Raw genomic sequence first — 23,083 nt, 5'->3', positions numbered from 1 at the left:
CAAAACTATATTTTTTATTAGATTAGTCCGTCGCCATACCTGTAAATCTTGCCCGATGTACACCAAAATAAATTTCTACTATAACAGCTACACAAAGCTCTCCTACCTGTTCATATTGATTGTGTTGCTCTTTAACCCAAATAGCCAGGTAAGCGCAAAACTTTTGACAGATGCACCAGCCGATACAACCAGGATAAACAGTTTACTGGATAGTATTTCGAAATACAGGTACCAGCCGGATTCGGTGCTAAAGTATGCTGATTTGGGAATTGCTCATGCAAAATCGATAGCCTTTGATAAAGGTTTATCCAAGCTGCTGCTTAGAAAAGGTATTGCGTTAATGAATAAGGGACTAAAAAACGAAAGTTTAACATCACTTAATGAAGCCGAAAAGCTGGCGAATAAAAGCGGACAGCTGCTTGTGTTAGCCAATGTAAATAGGATAAGAGGGGTGCTTTATTATAAAAATGCAGATTATGAACAGGCTACAGCTAATATTCTGAGGGCTATTAGCTTTTACGAACGAAACAAAGTGTACGTTGATTTGCCCATATGTTATTCTATACTTGCCTCTATTGGCTTAGCCACAGGCAATACTGCCGAAAGTTTTCGATATTATTTTAAATCCTTCAACCTGATCCGCACGCTGCTAACCAAAGCTGAATCTTCTTTTTCAAAAGAAGACTGGGATAAATTACATACCAATTACATTGATTTATGTGTCAACATTGGAAACTATTATGAGCTTTCAGGTAACGTTGATACCGCTTTGTATTATTATGAACTTGGTCTGTCCAAGCCTTTTGCCACTCCCAATTATAACGCCTATCTGATTTTGATGACCAACGCTTCGAAAATCTATTATGCCAAAGGAAATGTTGCAAAGGCCAGGAAAATGGCCCAACGTTCATTAAATTTGGCGAGGGAGGCCAATCTATATCGGGAACAATCTAATGCGCTTGACCACCTCGGAAGCTTTGCTGATCATTTTACACAGGCTAATCAATATTTTAGCGAGGCAGTTGAGCTTGCCAAAAAATCGCAGGACAAAGATCTTTTGTGGAAGGTTTTAGAACATCGTGCTAATTCGGCCAAGAAGTTTGGTAATTATAAATTCGCGTTAGAAGCTTACGAGGAATCAAGGGCCATCCGCGACAGTATTGTTACCCAGGAAAACAGGGTGGCGATTGACAACCTCATCTCCAATCATAAACTACAAGATTCGACCCAAAAACTTAAGCAGGTTGGATTTGAGCGTTACAAGGCCAACCAGCGCAGTAATTTTTACCGGCTCTTATTTGCCGCTACAGGGGTGATATTATTGATCACTTTTCTCTTTATCCTGCGAAACAGAAAACTAAATAAAGCTTTAAACTTACGAACAAGCCAACTTGGCGCGCTTAATACACATAAAGATAGAATTCTGTCGATAATGGGGCATGATCTTAAAGGAGCATTGTCTGCGCTGCATGCACTGGCCTTTCTTCTTAAGCGCAATATGGGTACGCCAAGACAGGAAGAGCTTATTGAGCAGCTATCTAACGTACAGCAATCTGCAAATGAAATATTAGATAAACTGTTACTTTGGGGTGCTTTAGATATGCCTTACGATCATGTTATGGCACCATTTTATCCATCACTAACGTTAAGCAGTACCATTAATTCTACTAGGGGTATCGCCACCGCCCGAAATATTGCTTTAACGACCGATATACCGACAGATTTTGAAATTTTAGGAAACGAACATCACATCGAGTTTATCCTGCGAAACCTATTGAGCAATGCTGTAAAGTATTCAGATGCAGATCAGCCTGTTCACATCAGGCTGATCAGAACAAATGTTGCCGCTATATTTGAAGTTGAAAATCATAACAAGGCAGCCAACATCAGTTCTGTAAATGATTTTTATACAAATAAGCAAAGCGTTTCAGAGGAAACTAAAGGACATGGTATCGGTTTGTTATTATGCAAAATTCTGGCCGATCTGGATCATTATCAGCTAACAGCAAGCAAGGAAGGAGATCTCATCTGTATCCGGCTCATCATACCCGCAAATCCAGGAGCCTCAATAATTGAAAATGATCATCGTACCACAGTTTAAATGCGTTTACACCCGGTCAGCAAGATAAAACTATGTTTAACAGGATGATAAAATGTTCACCTGTACGGTAATATTGTGATTGCGGGCATGCGGCTTAAACTAATTGGCGTATAATGTTCGAAAAAAATAGTTATTTCATTACGAGACATTATATTTACAGCGTTTATTCAAACGACTAGTGTTTAACGGCCAAAAATGGACAGCATTAATATTAAGAAGTTAGCAGAAGCATTAAATTTATCTACTTCCACAATTTCGAGGGCTTTTAGGGATAATAGTGACATTAATGGTGCTACTAAGGATCGAATATTGGCCAAAGCAAAGGAATTAAACTACCAGCCCAATCATTACGCCAGTAATTTAAGGGAGCAAAAAAGTAAAACCATTGCCGTTATTGTTCCCGAACTGGCCAATAATTATTTCTCGCAGGCCATACATGGAATTGAGCGCATAGCGAGGGAAAACGGTTACCATATCCTTATTTATGTAACGGATGATGATTATCAGAAAGAAGTAAGCTTCATCCAGCACTTGCACAATGGCAGGGCCGATGGCATTATCATGTCGGTTTCCGGCGAGGCTAATGATCATAATTATCTCCACAAATTTGGCAGTAAAAGATTGCCATTGGTATTTTTCGACCGGATTTACGAAGACATTGATACCCCAAGGGTCATTACCAATGATTATGAAAGCAGTTTCCTGGCCACAGAACATTTAATAGAGCAAGGTTGTAGGAGTATTGCTTATCTGGTGGTGAATAAAAGTTTATCGATAGGTAAAACACGTATGCAGGGTTATATTGATGCACTGGCTAAACACCGGATTCCTTTCGAAGAAAACCTGATTGTAGACTGCAGTAACAGCTACGAAGAAAATAGCATGATCATTAAAGAGGCTTTAACCCAATTAAAACCCGATGGTATTTTTACCTCTGTAGAGCGCTTGGCTTTCGCTACTTATTATGCCTGTTACGATCTTAACATTAATATCCCCGGTGATTTAAAGGTAATTAGTTTCTCCAGTCTGGAAATTGCGCCTTTGTTAAATCCTTCACTTACCACCATTACCCAGCCTGCTATTGAAATAGGCGAAGAAGCAGCTAAATTGCTGTTTACCGTATTGGATAATCAGGCCGGTAAAAACCGACTAAATGAAGTGGTTTTAACCTCCAAAATGATCAAGCGGAATTCGACCAATAAATAGATCAAAACGCCCCAAAAAATGAGCTGATTTCCGGCTTTAAATTTTCAAAAAAATTCTTCACTTAGTGTAAAATACGCAGAATTTTGATCGGTTTTCGGGAACGTTCCCGAAAGATGACAAAATTTTGATCTATTTTTTTCGGGAACGTTCCCGAAAAAAGGCTTTAAAATGACTTAGTGTAATAATTACACTTTAAATTAAAATTTACACTTTTTAAAACATTGTTATTCAGTTAATTAAAAAAATATAGGTTGTTTAATGAGATTTTTTACCAGTATGAAAAAGCTGATTTTCTGCTCCATTTTTTTTCTGAAATTCCGTCCCGAAATATATTTTTTAAATAAATTTTGAAATCTCATGAACAGCTGTAAATTAGGCCTATGTGTAAATCACTATAATATTTAACCAAATTTTTATACTTAAACGAGCTTCAAATATGAGAGTATTTTACCTGTTAAAACAGGGGCTTTTGGTGCTGTTGGTTTTTTCAGCATTAATGGTAAAAGCACAAACCGGATCGGTATCCGGAAAGGTGCTTGATGAAAGTGGCCTGCCATTGCCCGGTGCCTCTGTAATTGTTAAAGGTACAACCAGAAGTACATCAACCGATGTTGATGGTAATTTTAAACTTGCTGGTTTATCTAATGGTCAGATAACGTTATCTGCAAGTTTTATCGGTTATCAGACCCTTGATAAAACGGTAAGCCTTTCGGCAAACGCCACGGTTAGTTTTCAATTGGTACCCGATGCGCAAAAACTGAATGAAGTGGTGGTAATCGGTTATGGTACCGCTGAAAAGAAAAACCTGACAGGTTCGATCACAACCGTAAATTCGAAGGATTTTCAAAAAGGTACCATCACTACGCCTGAGCAATTGATTCAGGGTAAGGTAGCTGGTGTAAACATCGTTTCTGGTGGTGGTGCACCAGGTGGCGGTAGTACCATCCGTATCCGTGGGGGTGCCTCGCTCAATGCCAGTAACGATCCTTTGATCGTGGTTGATGGGGTGCCTTTCAGCGGTAACAGCATTGGTAACGCCCCAAGTCCGCTATCATTGATCAATCCTAACGATATCGAAAACTTTACAGTTTTGAAAGATGCAAACGCTACAGCCATTTATGGTTCAAGGGCATCCAATGGGGTAATTTTAATCACCACAAAAAAAGGGGCATCAGGAGCACCTGTAATTAATTTCAGTACGAATAACTCCATTGCGAGCGTTGCCAAAAAAGTAAATGTGCTTACTGCCGATCAGGTCCGGGCTTTTGTAAACGCAAACGGTACCGCTGCGCAGAAAGCATTATTGGGCACGGCAAATACCGATTGGCAGAATGAAATCTATCAGAACGCATTCTCTACCGATAATAATTTAAGTATTGCAGGGTCTTTAAAAGGAGTACCTTACCGCGTATCGGCAGGCTATCTCGATCAGGATGGTGTGGTAATCACCAGTAAACTGAAAAGGGCTACAGGTGCCATATCTGTTGCACCTAAATTTTTTACCGATCACCTGAAAGCCGAACTGAACTTGAAAGGTTCTTTAAGCCAATCACAATATCCGAACGATGGTGCTATAGGCGCTGCAATTCAGTTTGATCCTACACAACCCGTTTATGCCAATAATAACTATGGCGGTTATTTCGAATGGTTAAGTACCAATGGTGTACCCAACCCGAATGCACCGCGCAATCCGGTAGCATTGATCAGACAACAGGATAACCGTGGAAATGCCGCAAGAAGTTTTGGTAACTTAAAACTGGATTATTCTTTCCACTTTTTACCTGAATTACATGCAGTGGTAAACTTAGGTTACGATTACTCAAAGGGCTATGGACGTACCATCGTGCCGACCTATGCCGCTCAGAGTGCATCAACCAGCGGATCTTACTCAAACAGGTTAAATACCGAGATGAATAAGTTTTCTGAGGCATATTTAAGTTATGCTAAAACTATCGAAAGCATTAAAAGCAGGTTTGATGTAACCGCCGGTTACGGTTATTATGACGACGCTGTAACCAATTACAACTTCTCTACCTACAAAGGTACAGGCGAACTGTTAACCACACCTGTATTCCCTTTTTCAGTTGAGCAGAATAAATTGCTTTCTTACTACGGACGTTTCAATTATACGTTGAATGAGAAATATATTTTATCAGGTACCATGAGGGCCGATGCTTCCTCTAAATTTGCCCAGAATAACCGTTGGGGTTATTTCCCGTCAGTAGGTTTTACCTGGAGAATTATCGGAGAGAATTTCCTGAAAAACAGCGAAACCTTGTCTGATTTGAAATTACGCTTAAGCTATGGTGAAACTGGTAACAAAGATGGTATCGGTAACTATGATTACCTTTCTAAATACTATGCCAGCACAAACAATGGTCAGTATCAGGTAGGTAATAATTTTTACAACTATTACAGTCCCGCAGGTTACGATCCTGACTTGAAATGGGAAACCACAACCACTTACAATGCCGGTTTAGACTACGGTTTTATAAAAGGAAGGTTGTATGGAAGTATTGATGTTTATTATAAAAAAACCAAAGACCTGTTAAGTACTGTAACCATTCCGGTAGGAACCAACTTTACCAATGTATTAACCACTAACGTGGGCAACATGGATGTACGAGGTGCTGAGGCAAGTTTAAATTTTGTAGCCATTAAAACAGCCAATACCAATTGGGAACTGGGCATTAATGCGGCATATAACAAACGGCAGGTGACCAACTTAACCTTAAATCCGAACTCTGGATTTAAAATTGATGCAGGTGATATTACCGGTGGTACAGGTATCCACCTTAAATACAATGCGGTTAATCAGTTACCAGGTTCATTCTTTGTATATAAACAGGTATACAATGCCGATGGTAAACCATTAGAAGGTGTTTATCAGGATTTGAATGGCGATGGTAGCATTTCTGCGGCCGACCAGTATTTTTATAAATCACCTGATCCAAAAGTAATCTTAGGTTTCAATACCTCGTTTACCTATAAAAAATGGACAGCAAGCACCGTGTTGAGAGCCAATATCGGTAACTATGTTTACGACAATATTTCGTCAAACTTTGGTATCAGAAATAACGTGTTGAGTACTCAGGGAATTCTGAATAACTCTACCTCAGATTTATATGTAACCAACTTCTCAGGAAGTTCAGGCGTACAGTACTTGAGCGACTATTTTATCAAAAATGCTTCTTTCCTGAAAATGGATAACCTGGGTTTATCCTATAATGTTGGTAAACTGTCGAAAACCGGGAATGCAAATATGCGCATCTCCGCAAACTGCCAGAACGTGTTTGTGGTTTCCAAATACAAGGGTATAGATCCAGAACTGGTTTCGGGTATCGATTATAACCTTTACCCTCGTCCACGTACCTATACTTTGGGCTTAAATGTTGGTTTCTAATACTGAATAAAGAAATAGAGAAAATGAAAAATTCATTTAAAACAATATTAGCATTGGGCTTCCTGGCAATTAGTTTAAATGCTTGTAAAAAAGAAGATTTAAACCTGAGGCCTACCAATGATGTAACTGCCGAGAATGTTTATGCAACGCCTGCAGGTTACAAAAACAGCTTGGTAAAACTATATGCAACATATGCACTTACCAGTCCATCAGGATCAGATAATAGTGATGTTGGCGGTTTAAACGCAGGTTTTGCCGATTTTTTAAGGTTATTCTGGACTTCACAGGAACTGGTAACCGATGAGGCCATCTGTGCCTGGGGCGATGTGGGTATTCCTGAACTGGATTACGGTACACCAAGTCCAGATAACCAGTTTTTGCGGGGACTGTATTCGAGGAGTATTCTGCAGATCACTTTCTGCAACGAGTTTCTTCGCGAAAGTACACCAGAAAAATTGGCGAGCAGAAATATTACAGGAGCTGATGTTACGGCAATTAATCGTTACCGTGCCGAGGCACGTTTCTTACGCGCCTATCAGTACTGGGTGTTGATGGATGCTTTCGGAAACCCGCCATTTATTACTGAGGATGATGCCATTGGTAAGGTAAACCCGAAACAGATCCAGAGAGCTGCGCTGTTTACCTATGTAGAGTCAGAATTGAAAGCCATTGAAGGCGATCTGGCCGATGCCCGTACTAATGAATATGGACGTGCAGATAAAGGCGCCGATTGGGCTTTATTGGCAAGATTATATCTAAACGCTCAGGTGTATACCGGAACAGCTAAATATACTGAGGCTATTACCTACTCAAGCAAGGTAATCAATGCAGGCTATAGCTTAAAAGCAAACTACATGGACTTGTTCAAAGCAGATAATGAAGTGAACAATACCGAGAATATCCTAACCATCAATTACGATGGTATTAACGGTACGAATTATGGTGGTACAACATTTTTGATCAATGCGGCCATCAACGGTGATATGAACCCAACTTCTTATGGCGTGCCAAATGGCGGCTGGGGTGGTAACAGAACCAGGCAGAACCTGCCTGCACTTTTTCCTGATGCGAATGGAAACCAGGACAAACGTGGTGTATTTTTCGGTACAAAAAGAAATGTTGATGCTGTAGGCGAATTTACGGATGGTTTGCGCGTAACCAAGTTCAAAAATGTTACTTCCGGAGGTGCAATGGGCCGTTCGCTGAACGGAACTTTCAGTTCCCTTGATTTTGCATTATTCCGGTTGGCAGAACAATATTTGATTTATGGCGAAGCAGTAGCCCGTGGAGGTTCAGGCGGCGATGCTTCAAAGGCATTAACTTATGTAAATCTTTTACGTCAACGCGCTTTTGGCAATGCCAGTGGAAATGTATCTGCAGCAGCCCTGACAGTCGATTTTTATCTTGATGAGCGTGCCCGCGAATTATACTGGGAAGGTCATCGCCGTACCGACTTGGTCCGCTATGGTAAATTTTCAGGTTCAGCTTATTTGTGGCCGTTTAAAGGGGGGGTACAAGCTGGAGCATCACTACCCGCTTATCGTAATTTGTATCCCATTCCTTTGGCAGATCTGATTGCAAACCCAAATTTGACTCAAAACACAGGTTATTAATCTTAATTTTTTCAATAAGAGATGAAATCAATATTATTCAAATCCCTGGCAGTTGGCTTAATGGCGATCTCGCTATGGTCATGTAAAAAAGACGAAACGCAGACCGTTTCAAATATTAGCCCTGCAGGAACGCTAACCACATCAGCAACCACGCTTAACCTGGTACAATCTAATGCCTCACAGGCAGCATTTACCCTGAGTTATCCGCTTGCCACTTCAACCGGATATGTGGTGCCGGTAAACACCAGCTTACAGTTTGGTTTAAAAGGCACTAATTTTTCTCCCGTTAGGGAAGTGGCTGTAACCTCTAAAACCTATGCTCCAACCGTTACTGAGGTAAACAATATGATTTTGGCGCTTGGGGGAAAAGTAGGAACTGCAGCACAGATTGAAGTGAGACTAAAATCGGGTGCGGCAGCAAACGATCTAACTTATTCAAACGTAATCACCTTAACCGCTACACCTTATCTTGCCTCGGCATGGGTGTATGTTCCTGGGGCATACCAGGGCTGGAATCCTTCAACTGCCGATAGTTTGATCTCCGTTTCAAGCAATGGCATTTATACAGGTATGATTGCGTTCACCCCAGGCAACCTCGAATTTAAAGTTACCCCGGCCAAAAAATGGGATGTAGCTTATGGTGATGCCGGAGGTGGTAAAATCAGTAGCAGCGCAGGCGATAACCTTAAATCACCTGACGCAGTAGTGAAACAGGTAACTGTTGATCTGAATGCAGGTACTTATACCATCGGCGTTCCGAAAGAATGGTCGATTATTGGCGACGCTACCCTAGGTGGCTGGGGCAATGATACCGATATGAAAGTAACCAATGATGGCAAGGCTAACTTTTATACCATTAAAACCACTTTAACTACCGGTGCATTTAAATTCAGGTTTGCCCACGATTGGGGAACCAACCTTGGTGGTAGTTTAAACACTCTTACAAACGGGGGTGATAATATCGCGGTTACTACTGCCGGAACCTATACCATCACTTTAGATGTGGCTGCTAAAAAAGCCACTATGGTTAAAAACTAATTTGTTATACATACCGCCCTGCGGCATTAGTTGCTGTAGGGCATTTTTAAGTTTTAGCATGATCAGAATCCATATCCTTAAAAAATTTCCGTTGCTATTTAATGCTCATACTAACACTTTTTTCAATAAAGTAAGTAGCACTATTGTGCTTTTACTTATCTTTTCTTTTAATAGCCTTTATGCGCAGAAACTTGAGCGTATCGAACCCATGTTCTGGTTTACCGGGATGTACAATCCTAAACTGCAATTGCTGGTACACGGCGAAAATATTGCTTCAAGCACGGTTTCTTTAACTTATCCGGGAGTAAAGCTCCTAAAAGTAAACAAAGTTGAAAACCCGAATTATTTATTTCTCGATTTAACAATTGCCACTACTGCAAAACCCGGAAGTTTCCCGATTAATTTTTCCGTAAATGGCAAAAAGATATTCAGTTACACCTATGAATTAAAAAAACGCGATAAAAGTGCGGGCAGGATTCAGGGCGTAACCAACAAAGATTTTATTTATCTGCTGATGCCCGATCGTTTTTCGAACGGCGATAAAAGCAATGATGTGGTTCAGGGTTTAACCGAAACGGCATTAAACCGCGATAGCATGTACTACCGCCACGGTGGCGATATCCAGGGGGTAATTAATCACCTCGATTACCTGAGAGATTTAGGCATAACTGCTGTTTGGATAACACCAGAGGTAGAAAATGATATGCCACAGGCTTCTTACCATGGCTACGCGGTTACCGATCATTATAAAATAGATCCGCGTTTTGGTACCAATGCACTTTACAAAAAATACGTAGAGATTGCACATACCAAAGGATTAAAAATCATTAAAGACATTGTACACAACCACATTGGTACCCAACACTGGTTTTATAAAGATTTACCAATGAAAAGCTGGCTAAACCAATGGGCAAAATATACACAAACCAGTTACCGCGATCAAACCGTAATGGATATTCATGCTTCTGCTGCAGATCGCAAACAGATGCTGGATGGCTGGTTTGTACCGACAATGCCCGATTTAAATCAGCGTAATCCGTATGTACAGAATTACCTTACCCAAAACCATATCTGGTGGATCGAATATGCCGGTATAGATGGTTTACGTTTGGATACCTACGGATACAACGATCCGGTTTACATGGCCGATTGGGCTTTAAAAGTTCAGGCAGAATTCCCGCATCTTTCTGTTTTTGGCGAAACATTGGTGACTGCAGTAGCGAACCAGGCTTTTTTTACAGGTGGCAATACGGTTAACCGTGGTTTTGATACCCATTTGCAGGGTATTACCGATGCTACTTTGAAAGATGCAATATATGAAGGAATAAATGGCAAAAATGGTTGGGTAGACGGTATTAACCGTTTATATGCCACCCTGGCTCACGATTTTTTATACAAAAACCCAAATACGAACTGCATTTTCTTAGATAACCACGATATGAGCCGCTTCTATTCGATGGTTGGTGAAGATTTCGACAAATACAAAATGGGAATGGGTATCCTATTAACTATGCGTGGCATTCCACAGATGTATTATGGAACTGAAATTTTAATGAAAAACTTTTCCAATCCGGATGGATTGATCCGTTCTGATTTTCCTGGTGGCTGGGAGGGCGACAAAAAAGATAAATTCGTTGCTGATGGACGCAGCAAAAAAGAAAATGAGGCTTTCGATTTTGTTAAAACGCTGGCCAATTTCCGTAAAAGTAGTCCGGCTTTACAAACAGGCAAATTGATGCAATTTGTTCCCCAGGATGATATTTATGTTTATTTCCGCTACACTACAGAACCAAAAGGCACTGTAATGGTTATTGTAAACAATACAGAAAAAGAAAAAACATTAAGTACAGATCGTTTCGCCGAGAGAACAGCAGGGATTACAGCAGCAAAAAATGTGGTTACCGGCGAAAATATTGAATTTAAAAACATTAAAGTTCCTGCTAAAACAACATTGGTGCTAGAATTGAGGTAAAATGTTTGAGAGTAAGGTGTAGACTTCACATCTTGATACTTAATACGCACTACTTGATACTAAGAAAATAATAAAGATGCAAAATAATAGTCATATAGAACCTTCTACCTTCAACCTTCCGCCTTCCACCTCAATAAAGGCTTGTCTATTCGATTTAGACGGCGTACTGGTAGATACGGCGGTGTACCATTACAAAGCCTGGAAACGTTTGGCCAATACCATGGGCTTCGATTTTACAGAAGAGCAGAATGAGCAGTTAAAAGGCGTGAGTAGAGTTGAAAGTTTGAATAAGATTTTGGCCTGGGGCGGTGTAGAAAAAACTGATGCAGAAAAAGAAGAACTGGCTGCTTTAAAAAATGGCTGGTATGTAGAGATGATTACTAAAATGACACCTGCGGAAGTTTTGCCAGGAACGGTCGATTTCTTAACGGCTATTCACAAAGCTGGTTATAAACTGGCACTTGGGTCGGCAAGTAAAAACTCGGCGATTATTTTAGAAAGAACAAACCTTGCTCATTTCTTTGATGAAATTGTGGATGGTAATATGGTGACCAAATCAAAACCCGATCCGGAAGTATTTTTAAAAGGCGCTGAACTCCTGGGTTTCGAACCAGATGAGTGTGTGGTTTTTGAAGATGCGGTTGCCGGAGTAGAAGCGGCAAAAAGAGGGGGCATGAAAGCCATCGGGATCGGTGAAAAAAGTGTGCTTGGCCAGGCCGATCTGGTAGTAAGCGGATTAGACAAATTAACAGTTAAAGATTTAGAGAATTTATAGGTTTATGGTGTAGGGTTTAAGGTTTAAGGCAATATGTCTCATATCTCAAATCTCACTTCTCAATACTAGTTATGAAAAACTACATTAAAGCAGATGAGTGGAATATTATCGAAGAAGGCTTTGATCCACATTTAAATAAAATTTCTGAAAGTATTTTCAGCCTGGGGAATGGCCGTATGGGCCAGCGTGCCAATTTTGAGGAGACTTATACCGGAGAAACCTTACTGGGGAATTATGTTGCGGGCGTTTATTATCCGGATAAAACCCGAGTGGGATGGTGGAAAAATGGCTACCCTGAATATTTTGCCAAAGTTTTAAACGCCGCAAACTGGGTAGGTATCGAAGTAAAAATCGATGATGAAGTTCTTGATCTGGCCACAGCTGAAGTAACTGATTTTAAACGCGTATTGAATATGCATGCTGGCTATCTTGAACGTACTTTTACTGCTAAATTAAAAAGCGGTAAAACACTAGCAGTTAAATCAACCCGTTTTTGCAGCATTGCCGATGATGAAGTGGGTGCCATCCGTTATAGCATTACACCATTAAATTTTGATGGTAGACTAACATTAACGCCTTTTATTGATGGCGATGTTAAAAATCAGGACAGTAACTACGATGAGAAATTCTGGGATCAGGTTGCAGATGAAATCACGGGTACTGAAGCTTATATCAAACTAAGAACAAAGAAAACTGAATTTGAAGTTTGCACCGGAAGCAGCATTGAACTGTACAGAAAAGGCGATAAATTAGACTTTAATCCGGAAGCTGTACGTCAGGAAAAATTCGTTGGACAAACTTTTTCTGTAGATGTCAAAACAAATGAAGAGATTACGCTGGTAAAAATTGCCGCGAATTTATCTTCAGAAAATTACCCTAAAGAATCACTTTTAAAAGAAACCAAATCGGTAATCGCCAAAGCATCGGCAAAGGGATTTGATACTTTATTAGCGGAACAAAGCGAAGCCTGGGTAACAAAGTGGGAAGAAAGTGATATTATTATCGAAGGTGATATTTCCGCACAACAGGCGATCCGTTTTAATATCTTTCAGCTTTTCCAAACCTATACCGGTAAAGATGACCGCTTAAATATCGGTCCGAAAGGTTTTACAGGCGAAAAATATGGTGGCTCTACTTATTGGGATACCGAAGCCTATTGTGTGCCCTTTTACCTGGCTACGGCTCCACAGGAAGTGAGTAAAAACCTGTTGGTATATCGCTATAAACAATTGGGCAAGGCTATAGAAAATGCGGCTAAGCTAGGGTTCAAAGATGGTGCAGCGTTGTATCCAATGGTAACCATGAATGGAGAAGAATGCCATAATGAATGGGAAATCACGTTCGAAGAAATCCACCGTAACGGAGCCATCGCTTTTGCTATTTTTAATTATATCCGCTATACTGGTGATGAAAGTTATCTTTCTGATTATGGTTTAGAAGTATTGATTGGCATTGCCCGTTTCTGGAAGCAACGTGTAAACTGGAGCAACGATAAACAACGATACGTAATGCTTGGCGTAACCGGACCAAATGAGTACGAAAATAACGTAAACAACAATTGGTACACCAATATTTTGGCTACATGGTGTATGAAATATGCAACCGAAGCAGCCGAAGTTGTAAAAACGCAACAACCTGAAAAATATGACAGGCTTTTAAAAGCCTTGAATTTCGATCAGAAAGAATTTTCCGATTGGTCCGATATCATTGAAAAAATGTACTATCCGCATGATGAAAAACTGGGTATTTTTCTGCAACAGGACGGATATTTGGATAAGGAGCAAACCTTGGTAAAGGATCTTCCGGCAAGTGAACGTCCGATTAACCAGAAATGGAGCTGGGACAGGATTTTACGTTCATGCTTTATTAAGCAGGCCGATGTGTTGCAGGGATTATATTTCTTTGAAGAAGATTATGATTTGGAAACCATCAGAAGAAACTTTGATTTTTATGAGCCACGTACCGTACACGAAAGTTCCTTATCGCCTTGCGTACACAGCATTTTAGCAGCGAAATTAAATGATGAGGCACGTGCTTACGAGTTCTATTTACGTACTGCGCGTTTAGATCTGGATGATTATAATAACGACACCGAAGATGGCCTTCACATCACTTCAATGGCCGGAACCTGGATGAGTGTAGTAGAAGGTTTTGCTGGGATGCGCGTGCGCGATGGTAAATTACATTTTAATCCTTTCTTGCCGGGTAAATGGAAATCTTTTTCGTTCACTATCGGTTTCAGGGGAGCTACCTTAAAAGTAAATATTACCGAAAACAGCATCAATATCAAAAACAATGCTGGTGTTGATGTAGAAATCGGCATCAGAAACCAGCTTTATCAACTGGCCGGAAATACCGAGCTTGAAATAAGTAATGCTGCTTTGGTATGAGAAAGGTAAAGGGGACAAAGTTGGACGGTAGAGGGTTGAAATTTAAAACTTTATCCGACAGAAGATGTTATTCTGCTCAAAGCTTATTCGCATTCGGCAGCAATAAAAGCCGGCTATTTACACTTTTTTTCACTCTCATCGTAATTTCTGCATCGTCCTTTGCACAAAAACAGCGTACAAAAATGAATGATAAACAGATCGTTATCTATCAGTTATTACCCCGCTTATTTGGTAATAAAAATACGACTAATATTCCTTACGGAACCATTGAACAAAATGGTTCCGGTAAGTTTAACGACATTACCGATAGAGCATTAGACGGGATAAAAGAACTTCATGTAAATTATGTTTGGTATACCGGGGTATTGGCCCATGCGAGTTTAACCGATTATAGTGCCTATGGAATCAAGCCTGATGATGCCGATGTGGTAAAGGGGAGGGCGGGCTCGCCCTATGCCATCCGCGATTATTATGACGTAGATCCCGATCTGGCCGTTGATGTCAGAAACAGGATGAAAGAGTTTGAAGCACTGGTGAAAAGAACACACGCGAAAAACTTAAAAGTGCTGATCGATTTTATACCTAATCATGTGGCCAGAAGTTACCATTCTGGTACAAAGCCCAAAAATGTGGTGGATTTCGGTTCCCGGGATGATGTTTCAAAGGCTTTTAGCGCTAAAAACGATTTTTATTACATTCCGGGGCAGGCTTTAGTGGTCCCAACAAGCGGGCAGAAGACACCTCTTTCGGTACTTCAGGATGGGAAATTTGATGAGAATCCGGCAAAAGCAACCGGAAATAATGTTTTTTCAGCACAGCCCAAATACGACGATTGGTACGAAACCATTAAGTTAAATTATGGTGTAGATTATCAGAATGGCGAAAAACAATATTTTGATCCCATTCCGCCTGTTTGGTTAAAAATGCGTGATATTTTAATCTTTTTGACCCGTAAGGGCATAGATGGTTTTAGGTGCGATATGGCCGAAATGGTACCCATAGCTTTTTGGAACTGGGTAATCCCTCAGGTTAAAAGCATAAACCCCGATTTAATTTTTATCGGAGAGGCTTATAATCCAAAAGTTTACAAACAATATTTGGATGAAGGTAAATTCGATTACCTCTACGATAAAGTAGGTTTATATGATAGCCTTAAAAAATTAATCAGAAATGAACCAACTGCGGATGTAGCTGCGATTAGGCACGTGTGGCAGGTAGAAAGTGCTGGTTTTGGCAAACACATGTTACGCTTTTTAGAAAATCACGATGAAGAACGTATCGCATCAGCAGGATTTGCAGGTAAAGCTGAACTGGCTTTACCTGCAATGGTTGTTTCGGCTACCTTGGGCGAAGGTCCGGTGATGCTTTATTTTGGTCAGGAAGTAGGCGAACCTGGCAAAGGGCAGGAAGGTTTCGGTGGAGATGATAACCGAACAACCATTTTCGATTATTGGGGCGTTCCGAACCATCAGAAATGGATGAACGGAGGTCTGTTTGACGGTCACAAGCTGAGTACTGCTCAACAGCATTTAAGAGCTTATTACAAGGAACTGTTAAAGGTAACCTCAACAAGTGATGCCGTGTTAAATGGGAAAATTTATGAAGTACCCGTTACCGGCAATATGAACAACCGGATGTATGCTTTTATCCGTTACTCTGGCAAGCAGCGCTTATTGGTTGTGGCCAATTTTGACCGAATCCAAACGTTAACCGCCAACATTGAAATTCCGGAGCAGATATTAAAAGTGAAATCTTCCGTTCCGGTCATAGAACTTTTAACTGATAGAAGATTAAATATTCCTGCGGGAACGGCTATCCCTATCAAGCTTGGTCCGGTTTCGGCGCAGATAATTGAATTTTAAAATTGAATAATGGGACATTTAAAATTAAAACCAAGGTTATCAAACCTTCAGATCATTAACATGAGCGTTGGTTTTTTTGGAATACAGTTTGGTTTTGCTTTACAAAATGGTAATGCCAGCCGCATTCTTCAAACCTTTGGTGCCGATGTGGAGCACTTATCCCTCTTTTGGTTAGCCGCGCCGATAACCGGCATGATTGTACAGCCGATTATCGGGCATTATAGCGATAAGACCTGGAATCGGTTAGGAAGGCGGCGGCCCTATTTTCTGGTGGGAGCAATTCTCACTGCACTGGCTTTAATTTTAATGCCGAACTCAGCTGTAATGGCAAGTTTACTTCCTCCGATTATAATCGGTGCAGGTATGCTGATGATTATGGATGCTTCAATTAATGTTGCTATGGAACCTTTCAGGGCTTTGGTTGCTGATAAATTACCCGACGAGCAACGTAGTTTCGGCTTTTCTGTACAAACATTTCTGATTGGGGCTGGGGCTATTGCGGGTTCCTGGCTGCCCTATATTTTATCCGAATATTTCGGTGTAGGGAAAGTGGCGCCAGCCGGGCAGGTACCTGCTAACGTGATTTACTCATTTTATTTTGGTGCTGCTATTCTTTTAGGAACAATTCTTTATACCATTTTTACCACTAATGAATATAGTCCGGAAGAAATGGCCGATTATTATGAACATACCCAGGAAGCAGAGGAAAGTAACGCCTTGAAAGATATTTTCAAGGATTTTTCTAAAATGCCTGCAACCATGAGACAATTGGGTTTAGTTCAGTTTTTCTCCTGGTTTGCATTGTTTTCGATGTGGGTTTTTACCACTCCAGCCATTGCTCAACATATATACAAGGTAGCACCGGGAGATACTTCTTCCATTAAATTTGCCGACGCAGGAAACTGGGTAGGGGTTTTATTTGGAATTTACAATGGAGTTTCTGCTATTTACGCTTTAATTCTGCCTGCCATTGCAAAAGCAACCAGTAAAAAAGTTGCACACGCCATCTCTTTAACTGCAGGAGGTATTGGTTTACTATCTATCTATTTTATTTCCGATCCGCATTATTTAATCTATTCGATGATTGGGATAGGCCTGGCCTGGGGAAGTATTTTGGCAATGCCATATGCCATTTTATCGGGTTCCATTCCTGCAAAAAAAATGGGTGTTTACATGGGGATTTTTAACTTTTTTATCACGATGCCGCAAATCGTAAACGGATTTTTTGGTGGTTTAATTGTAAAACACCTCTATCACGATCAGGCCATTTATGCAATCGTTTTGGCCGGGATATTTATGGTATTGGGCGCTATCTCCGTATTGTACATCCAAACAAAAAAGGAATCTTAACCTTAGGCTAATTTTTAAGCCTGCAATAAAAATTCTGATGAAAAAAGTATTTTATTTCCTGCTGATAATTACAGCAACGCATACCGCCTGCAAAAAAGTAGCGACCGATAGCCCCATGCAAACTGATCAGAAAGCTGATCTACCAGCAGGTGCGAAAGATGGCGTGGTATTTATCAACAATGGCACATCGGCTATTGTAACCCTTTATGCGCCCGGTAAAAAGTACGTATCGCTTACTGGCGAATTTAACAATTGGTCTACTACTACCCTGACCATGAAAAATACAACAGATGGAAATTATTGGTGGACTCAGGTAGATAATTTAAATCCATCTGCAGAGTATGCCTATCAGTTTTATGTAGATGGAAATTTAAAAGTTGCCGACCCTTATTGCGAGAAAATACTCGATCCTGATAATGATAAATACATTTCAGCAGCAACGTACCCCAATTTAAAGGCCTATCCAACAGGTAAAACAACTGGAATTGTAAGTGTAATGCAGGCTAATCAGCCCGTGTATACCTGGAAAAATGCCAGTTTTAACCGTCCTGAAAAGAATAACCTGGTGATTTATGAATTATTGGTGCGCGATTTTACTGCCGATCATAACTATGCATCTACTTTGGCCAAACTTGATTATTTAACTGGTTTGGGGATTAACGCAATCGAGTTAATGCCGGTAAACGAATTTGAAGGAAATTTAAGCTGGGGCTATAATCCATCATTCTACTTTGCGCCCGATAAATATTATGGCACCAAAACCGCATTGCAGAATTTTATCGACGAATGCCATGGCCGCGGGATTGCAGTAATTATGGATATGGTGTTAAATCATTCTTTTGGTCAGTCGCCGATGGTGCAGTTGTATTTTGATGGCTCAAAACCTACAGCAAATAGCCCATGGTTTAATGTGGATGCCAAACATCCCTTTAATGTAGGCTATGATTTTAACCATGAAAGTGCGGCCACCAAAAAATTCTCGAAAGATGTGATGAAGTTTTGGATGCAACAATATAAAATTGATGGTTTCCGTTTCGATCTTTCGAAGGGGTTTACACAGAAACAATCAGCAGATGATGCACAGTTTAGGTTATATGATGCTGGCCGTGTGGCCATCTGGAAAGATTACAATGGCTTTATTAAAAGTTTAGACCCTAATTTTTATGTGATTTTGGAACATTTTGCAGAAGAATCAGAAGAGAAGGTACTAGCTGATGAGGGCATGATGCTCTGGAACAATATGAATTATACCATGAATGAGGCTACGATGGGCTGGCTGGATAATTCTAATTTTCAATGGGGTTTTTATGCCAACCATGGCTTTGCTAAATCGGAAAATTTAGTTGGTTATGGCGAAAGTCACGACGAGGAGCGGTTAAATTTCAAGAATATTACCTACGGCAACGCTTTTGGCAATTATGTAATTAAAGGAAACCTGGCTACTTCGCTAAAAAGAGAAGAACTCATCGCAGCCTTTTTATTTAGCATCCCCGGACCTAAACTGGTATGGCAATTTGGAGAATTGGGCTACGATATCAACATTGATTTTAATGGGCGGACAGGTGAAAAACCCATTAAATGGGATTATTACAGCGATCCGAACCGCAAGGCATTATATGATGCTTATGCCAAATTCATCAGGTTGAAAAAGAATAACAGTATTTTTAATTCAACCAATTCAACTTATAATCTTGCAGGTGGCATTAAATATATCAAGTTAACAGAACGCACGAATACCGTTGTGGTAGTAGGTAATTTTGATGTGGTGAGTCAGACAGCCAATATTGATTTCGGTACAGCCGGAGCCTGGATCGATGCGGTTGGTAATGGTATTAATTTAAGCACCAGCAGTTATACGCAAACTTTGGCGCCTGGAGAATACCATATCTTTAGCAAAACAGCCCTAAAGTAAACTTACAGGCAAACCGTGCAGGATCACAAACTGCCCGGTTTGTTATCATTGATAAAAGCTTATGGTAAATAGACATTTTCCATCAAGGGTTTTTTATGGTAACATTTCTAATAAGCTTTTTTGATTAGCGCCATAATAATTTGATATTTAGGGTTCAAACCAAACTCAATGAAATTCAGATTTATACTTGCTACATTTTTAAGCATCGGCATTTTCGCATATGCACAACAAGGTCCTGGAAAAAAACAATCTAAAGAACCCGTAACCACTCCACTGGTAACCATTAAAGACGAGCCTAAATCTTCGGCTAATGAAAGGAATATTAAAGTGGAGAGTACGGTGGTGACTAATCATTCGGTTAACATTGATGGAAAGTCCATTCCGTATAGGGCTACCGCGGGTACCTTACCGGTTTGGGATGAAGATGGGAAACCGATTGCCGGTTTATTTTATACCTATTACGAACGCAGCGATGTACAAAACCGGGATAGACGGCCTTTGGTCATCTCGTTTAACGGTGGCCCGGGTTCTGCTTCGGTGTGGATGCACATTGCCTATACCGGCCCGGTGGTTTTGAATATTGATGATGAAGGTTATCCTGTGCAACCTTACGGTTATAAAGAAAATCCGTATTCCATTTTAGATGTAGCCGATATTGTGTACATCGATCCGGTTAACACAGGTTATTCAAGAGCGATAAGCAAAGATATCCCAACTAACAAATTTTTTGGGGTTCGCGCCGATATTAAATACCTGGCCGAGTGGATCAACACCTTTGTAACCCGCAATAACCGATGGGCCTCACCTAAGTTTCTAATTGGAGAAAGCTACGGCACTACACGTGTTTCGGGCTTGGCATTGGAACTACAGAACAGTCAATGGATGTATCTGAATGGCGTGGTATTGGTTTCGCCAACCGAATTGGGGATTGAACGTAGTGGCCCGGTCGACGCTGCCTTGCGTTTACCATATTTTGCAGCAACGGCATGGTATCACAAAGCTTTGGCAGCTGATTTACAGAACAAAGACTTAACGGCTATGCTTCCTGAAGTAGAAAGCTTTACCCTTAACGAGCTCATTCCGGCCATTTCGCAAGGAGGGATGTTAAGTGCTGATAAAAGGAAAGCCATTGCCGTAAAAATGTCGCGCTATTCGGGGCTTTCTGAGAAAGTAATCTTAGATTATAACCTCAACGTGCCAACCGATTTCTTTTGGAAAGAGTTACTGAGAGATAAAGGATTTACCGTTGGGCGCTTAGATTCGCGTTACCGGGGCATAGATAAAATGAGTGCAGGAGAAGGACCTGATTATAATGCTGAACTTACCTCCTGGCTGCATTCATTTACACCAGCCATTAATATGTATATCCGCAACGAATTGAATTATAAAACGGATTTGAAATATAATATGTTCGGTTCGGTTTATCCCTGGGATAAATCCGGAGATCAGACCGGCGATAATCTCCGCCAGGCCATGGCGCAAAACCCATATTTGCATTTATTGGTGCAATCGGGCTATTATGATGGTGCCTGCGATTATTTCAATGCCAAATATAGCATGTGGCAATTAGATGCTGCGGGTAAACTTCAAGATCGTATGAGCTGGGAGGGCTACCGTAGTGGGCATATGATGTACCTGCGTAAAGATGATCTGAAAACGGCAAATAATCATATCCGTGAGTTTATTAAAAAAGCTTTGCCAAAGGCAGGCGAGGCCGCTAAGTTCTAAAAATCGGTCGTCATTTCGACTGAAGTGCAACGGAATGGAGAAATCTTTAAGCAAATTATTTGTCAACGCTTTTGGGTTTACAGGAGCGCAGTTGTAGTGTAATAATTATTGTTCGTCCTGCTTTCCATTGCAAGTCCGCACTCGTACCTCGCTTGCGTGCTTTCCATTGCAATCAGGGCTAAATGGATCGGCCTGTCGCATGGAAATCCTGCGTGGTTGCTAATATCGCCAGTGCGTCCCATCGGGACGATTCCTCGGTAGCCAATTTATAGTTGGCGTTTACGTTCCGTAGGCACGTTTGGTGTTAACAGGGCGGTGGCAGGGAAACCTCTCATAGTAGCAGAAACTCATGTAAGCTAAACCTGATCGGAAGGATGCCGCCCTTCGCGGCAGGGGGGAGAGCAGGACGGAACCAAACCAAAGCACTACTGCAATTGCTTTCCAAAAAAAGAAATAAACCGTATTTACAGCGTTATTTTACCTGTAAGGCAAAAGTAGTTTACCTCCAAAAATGTAAACAAAAAACTGTTGGTTACAAACTAAAAATAATTACCTATTTTTGTGGTTCATTATGCAGCAAATAAAAACATCATTCGATTTTGAAAAACCTATTGCCGATTTAGTTCAGCAGATAGAAAAGGTTAAGCAAGTTGCCGAAAAAACCAAGGTAGATATGTCTGCCACTTTGGACGAGCTTGATGGTAAATTAGATGAAACTACCAATAATTTATATAAAAATTTAACTGGTTGGAACAAGGTTCAGATGAGCCGTCATCCAGATCGCCCGCAAACCCTTGATTATATCAATATGATCTGTGATGATTTTATTGAAATGCACGGCGACAGAACGGTTAAAGATGATAAAGCTATTGTTGGCGGTTTTGCTTCTATAAATGGTCAAACGGTAATGATTATCGGTCATCAGAAAGGTAAAAATACCAAAGAGCGCCAGTTCCGCAATTTTGGTATGGCCAATCCGGAAGGTTACCGCAAAGCGTTGCGTTTAATGCGTTTGGCTGAAAAATTTAACAAGCCGGTGATCTCTTTTATCGATACAATGGGTGCTTACCCTGGTTTAGAGGCCGAGGAGCGTGGACAAGGTGAAGCTATTGCCAGAAATTTATTGGAAATGTCGGCTCTGCGTGTGCCGATTATTTGCATTGTAGTAGGTGAAGGTGCTTCTGGCGGTGCATTGGGTATAGGGATAGGTGATAAAGTTTATATGTTAGAACACACCTGGTATTCAGTAATTTCTCCTGAGTCATGTTCTTCTATTTTATGGAGAAGCTGGGACTTCAAAGAAAAAGCTGCTGAATGCTTAAAATTGACTTCTGATGATATGTTTGGCAACAAACTAATCGATGGCATTATTCCTGAGCCGCTTGGTGGTGCGCATCAGGATCCGGAGTTAATGGGTAAAACATTAAAAGAGTATATCGTGAAAGATTTAGCCGCTTTGGGTAAATTGAAAACAGATAAGATGATTGAGCAGCGGATTGAGAAATTCTGCGAAATGGGTGTAGTAAACGAATAATCATTAACTAAAATAAATTTGAATCCTGTTCGGCCATGCTGAACGGGATTTTTTTTTGCTTCGTATGCGCGCGCTGGGGCTGACTAAAAAGGGTATAAAAATTACAGCCGTTGCTTTAAAAAGCAGCGGCTGTTTAGTAAATTTAATTGCGAAAGAAATTTACTATGGCTAAGATACAAAGTTCAGCACAATTCAAAAA

13 protein-coding genes are annotated in these 23,083 nt (G+C 40.6%); all 13 read left to right on the top strand.

Annotated features, from left to right (window positions below; translation table 11 throughout):
- Nucleotides 1-55: 55 nt before the first annotated feature.
- Nucleotides 56-2,101, top strand: coding sequence for a tetratricopeptide repeat-containing sensor histidine kinase (locus tag QZ738_RS15860; RefSeq protein ID WP_293788712.1), 2,046 nt, complete (start codon nucleotides 56-58; stop codon nucleotides 2,099-2,101).
- 195 nt (nucleotides 2,102-2,296) lie between these two features.
- Nucleotides 2,297-3,307 (top strand): LacI family DNA-binding transcriptional regulator, encoded by a 1,011-nt coding sequence (locus QZ738_RS15855; protein WP_293788711.1) that lies wholly within the window; start codon nucleotides 2,297-2,299, stop codon nucleotides 3,305-3,307.
- Between the two features lie 436 nt (nucleotides 3,308-3,743).
- Nucleotides 3,744-6,710, top strand: coding sequence for a TonB-dependent receptor (locus QZ738_RS15850; RefSeq protein ID WP_293788710.1), 2,967 nt, complete (start codon nucleotides 3,744-3,746; stop codon nucleotides 6,708-6,710).
- 23 nt (nucleotides 6,711-6,733) lie between these two features.
- Nucleotides 6,734-8,323 carry a RagB/SusD family nutrient uptake outer membrane protein gene (locus tag QZ738_RS15845; protein ID WP_293788709.1) on the top strand — a complete coding sequence of 530 codons (1,590 nt, stop codon included), beginning with the start codon at nucleotides 6,734-6,736 and terminating at the stop codon, nucleotides 8,321-8,323.
- A 21-nt stretch (nucleotides 8,324-8,344) separates the two neighbouring features.
- The gene (locus tag QZ738_RS15840) at nucleotides 8,345-9,361 is read left to right on the top strand and encodes a SusF/SusE family outer membrane protein (protein ID WP_293788708.1); all 1,017 of its coding nucleotides are present in this window, start codon (nucleotides 8,345-8,347) and stop codon (nucleotides 9,359-9,361) included.
- 58 nt (nucleotides 9,362-9,419) lie between these two features.
- Entirely contained in the window at nucleotides 9,420-11,333 is a 1,914-nt protein-coding gene (locus tag QZ738_RS15835; protein WP_293788707.1) for a glycoside hydrolase family 13 protein, read from the top strand.
- 76 nt (nucleotides 11,334-11,409) lie between these two features.
- Complete coding sequence (pgmB, locus tag QZ738_RS15830) at nucleotides 11,410-12,108, top strand: beta-phosphoglucomutase (RefSeq protein WP_293788706.1); 699 nt, start codon at nucleotides 11,410-11,412, stop codon at nucleotides 12,106-12,108.
- Between the two features lie 71 nt (nucleotides 12,109-12,179).
- Nucleotides 12,180-14,498, top strand: a complete 2,319-nt coding sequence (locus tag QZ738_RS15825) for a glycoside hydrolase family 65 protein (RefSeq protein ID WP_293788705.1) — start codon at nucleotides 12,180-12,182, stop codon at nucleotides 14,496-14,498.
- Nucleotides 14,499-14,680: 182 nt separating this feature from the next.
- On the top strand, nucleotides 14,681-16,360 hold the full coding sequence (locus tag QZ738_RS15820; RefSeq protein ID WP_293788704.1) for an alpha-amylase family protein: 1,680 nt from the start codon (nucleotides 14,681-14,683) through the stop codon (nucleotides 16,358-16,360).
- A 9-nt stretch (nucleotides 16,361-16,369) separates the two neighbouring features.
- The gene (locus tag QZ738_RS15815) at nucleotides 16,370-17,710 is read left to right on the top strand and encodes an MFS transporter (RefSeq protein ID WP_293788703.1); all 1,341 of its coding nucleotides are present in this window, start codon (nucleotides 16,370-16,372) and stop codon (nucleotides 17,708-17,710) included.
- A gap of 37 nt (nucleotides 17,711-17,747) precedes the next feature.
- A complete protein-coding gene (locus QZ738_RS15810; protein WP_293788702.1) occupies nucleotides 17,748-19,622 on the top strand; it encodes an alpha-amylase family glycosyl hydrolase in 1,875 nt (624 codons plus the stop codon).
- A 168-nt stretch (nucleotides 19,623-19,790) separates the two neighbouring features.
- On the top strand, nucleotides 19,791-21,350 hold the full coding sequence (locus QZ738_RS15805) for a carboxypeptidase (protein ID WP_293788701.1): 1,560 nt from the start codon (nucleotides 19,791-19,793) through the stop codon (nucleotides 21,348-21,350).
- 571 nt (nucleotides 21,351-21,921) lie between these two features.
- Entirely contained in the window at nucleotides 21,922-22,884 is a 963-nt protein-coding gene (locus QZ738_RS15800; protein ID WP_293788700.1) for an acetyl-CoA carboxylase carboxyltransferase subunit alpha, read from the top strand.
- Nucleotides 22,885-23,083 lie beyond the last annotated feature (199 nt).

Source organism: uncultured Pedobacter sp., from assembly GCF_913776295.1.
GTDB lineage: Bacteria > Bacteroidota > Bacteroidia > Sphingobacteriales > Sphingobacteriaceae > Pedobacter.
The sequence above is the reverse complement of the archived record's forward strand: the minus strand, read 5'-3'. Positions and strand labels throughout refer to the sequence as shown.

Excerpts from the sequence above, each read along its gene's own strand:
- QZ738_RS15860 (WP_293788712.1), top strand. The coding sequence starts at position 56 with ATGTACACCAAAATAAATTTCTACTATAACAGCTACACAAAGCTCTCC.
- QZ738_RS15855 (WP_293788711.1), top strand. The coding sequence starts at position 2,297 with ATGGACAGCATTAATATTAAGAAGTTAGCAGAAGCATTAAATTTATCT.
- QZ738_RS15850 (WP_293788710.1), top strand. The coding sequence starts at position 3,744 with ATGAGAGTATTTTACCTGTTAAAACAGGGGCTTTTGGTGCTGTTGGTT.
- QZ738_RS15845 (WP_293788709.1), top strand. The coding sequence starts at position 6,734 with ATGAAAAATTCATTTAAAACAATATTAGCATTGGGCTTCCTGGCAATT.
- QZ738_RS15840 (WP_293788708.1), top strand. The coding sequence starts at position 8,345 with ATGAAATCAATATTATTCAAATCCCTGGCAGTTGGCTTAATGGCGATC.
- QZ738_RS15835 (WP_293788707.1), top strand. The coding sequence starts at position 9,420 with ATGATCAGAATCCATATCCTTAAAAAATTTCCGTTGCTATTTAATGCT.
- pgmB (WP_293788706.1), top strand. The coding sequence starts at position 11,410 with ATGCAAAATAATAGTCATATAGAACCTTCTACCTTCAACCTTCCGCCT.
- QZ738_RS15825 (WP_293788705.1), top strand. The coding sequence starts at position 12,180 with ATGAAAAACTACATTAAAGCAGATGAGTGGAATATTATCGAAGAAGGC.
- QZ738_RS15820 (WP_293788704.1), top strand. The coding sequence starts at position 14,681 with ATGAATGATAAACAGATCGTTATCTATCAGTTATTACCCCGCTTATTT.
- QZ738_RS15815 (WP_293788703.1), top strand. The coding sequence starts at position 16,370 with ATGGGACATTTAAAATTAAAACCAAGGTTATCAAACCTTCAGATCATT.
- QZ738_RS15810 (WP_293788702.1), top strand. The coding sequence starts at position 17,748 with ATGAAAAAAGTATTTTATTTCCTGCTGATAATTACAGCAACGCATACC.
- QZ738_RS15805 (WP_293788701.1), top strand. The coding sequence starts at position 19,791 with ATGAAATTCAGATTTATACTTGCTACATTTTTAAGCATCGGCATTTTC.
- QZ738_RS15800 (WP_293788700.1), top strand. The coding sequence starts at position 21,922 with ATGCAGCAAATAAAAACATCATTCGATTTTGAAAAACCTATTGCCGAT.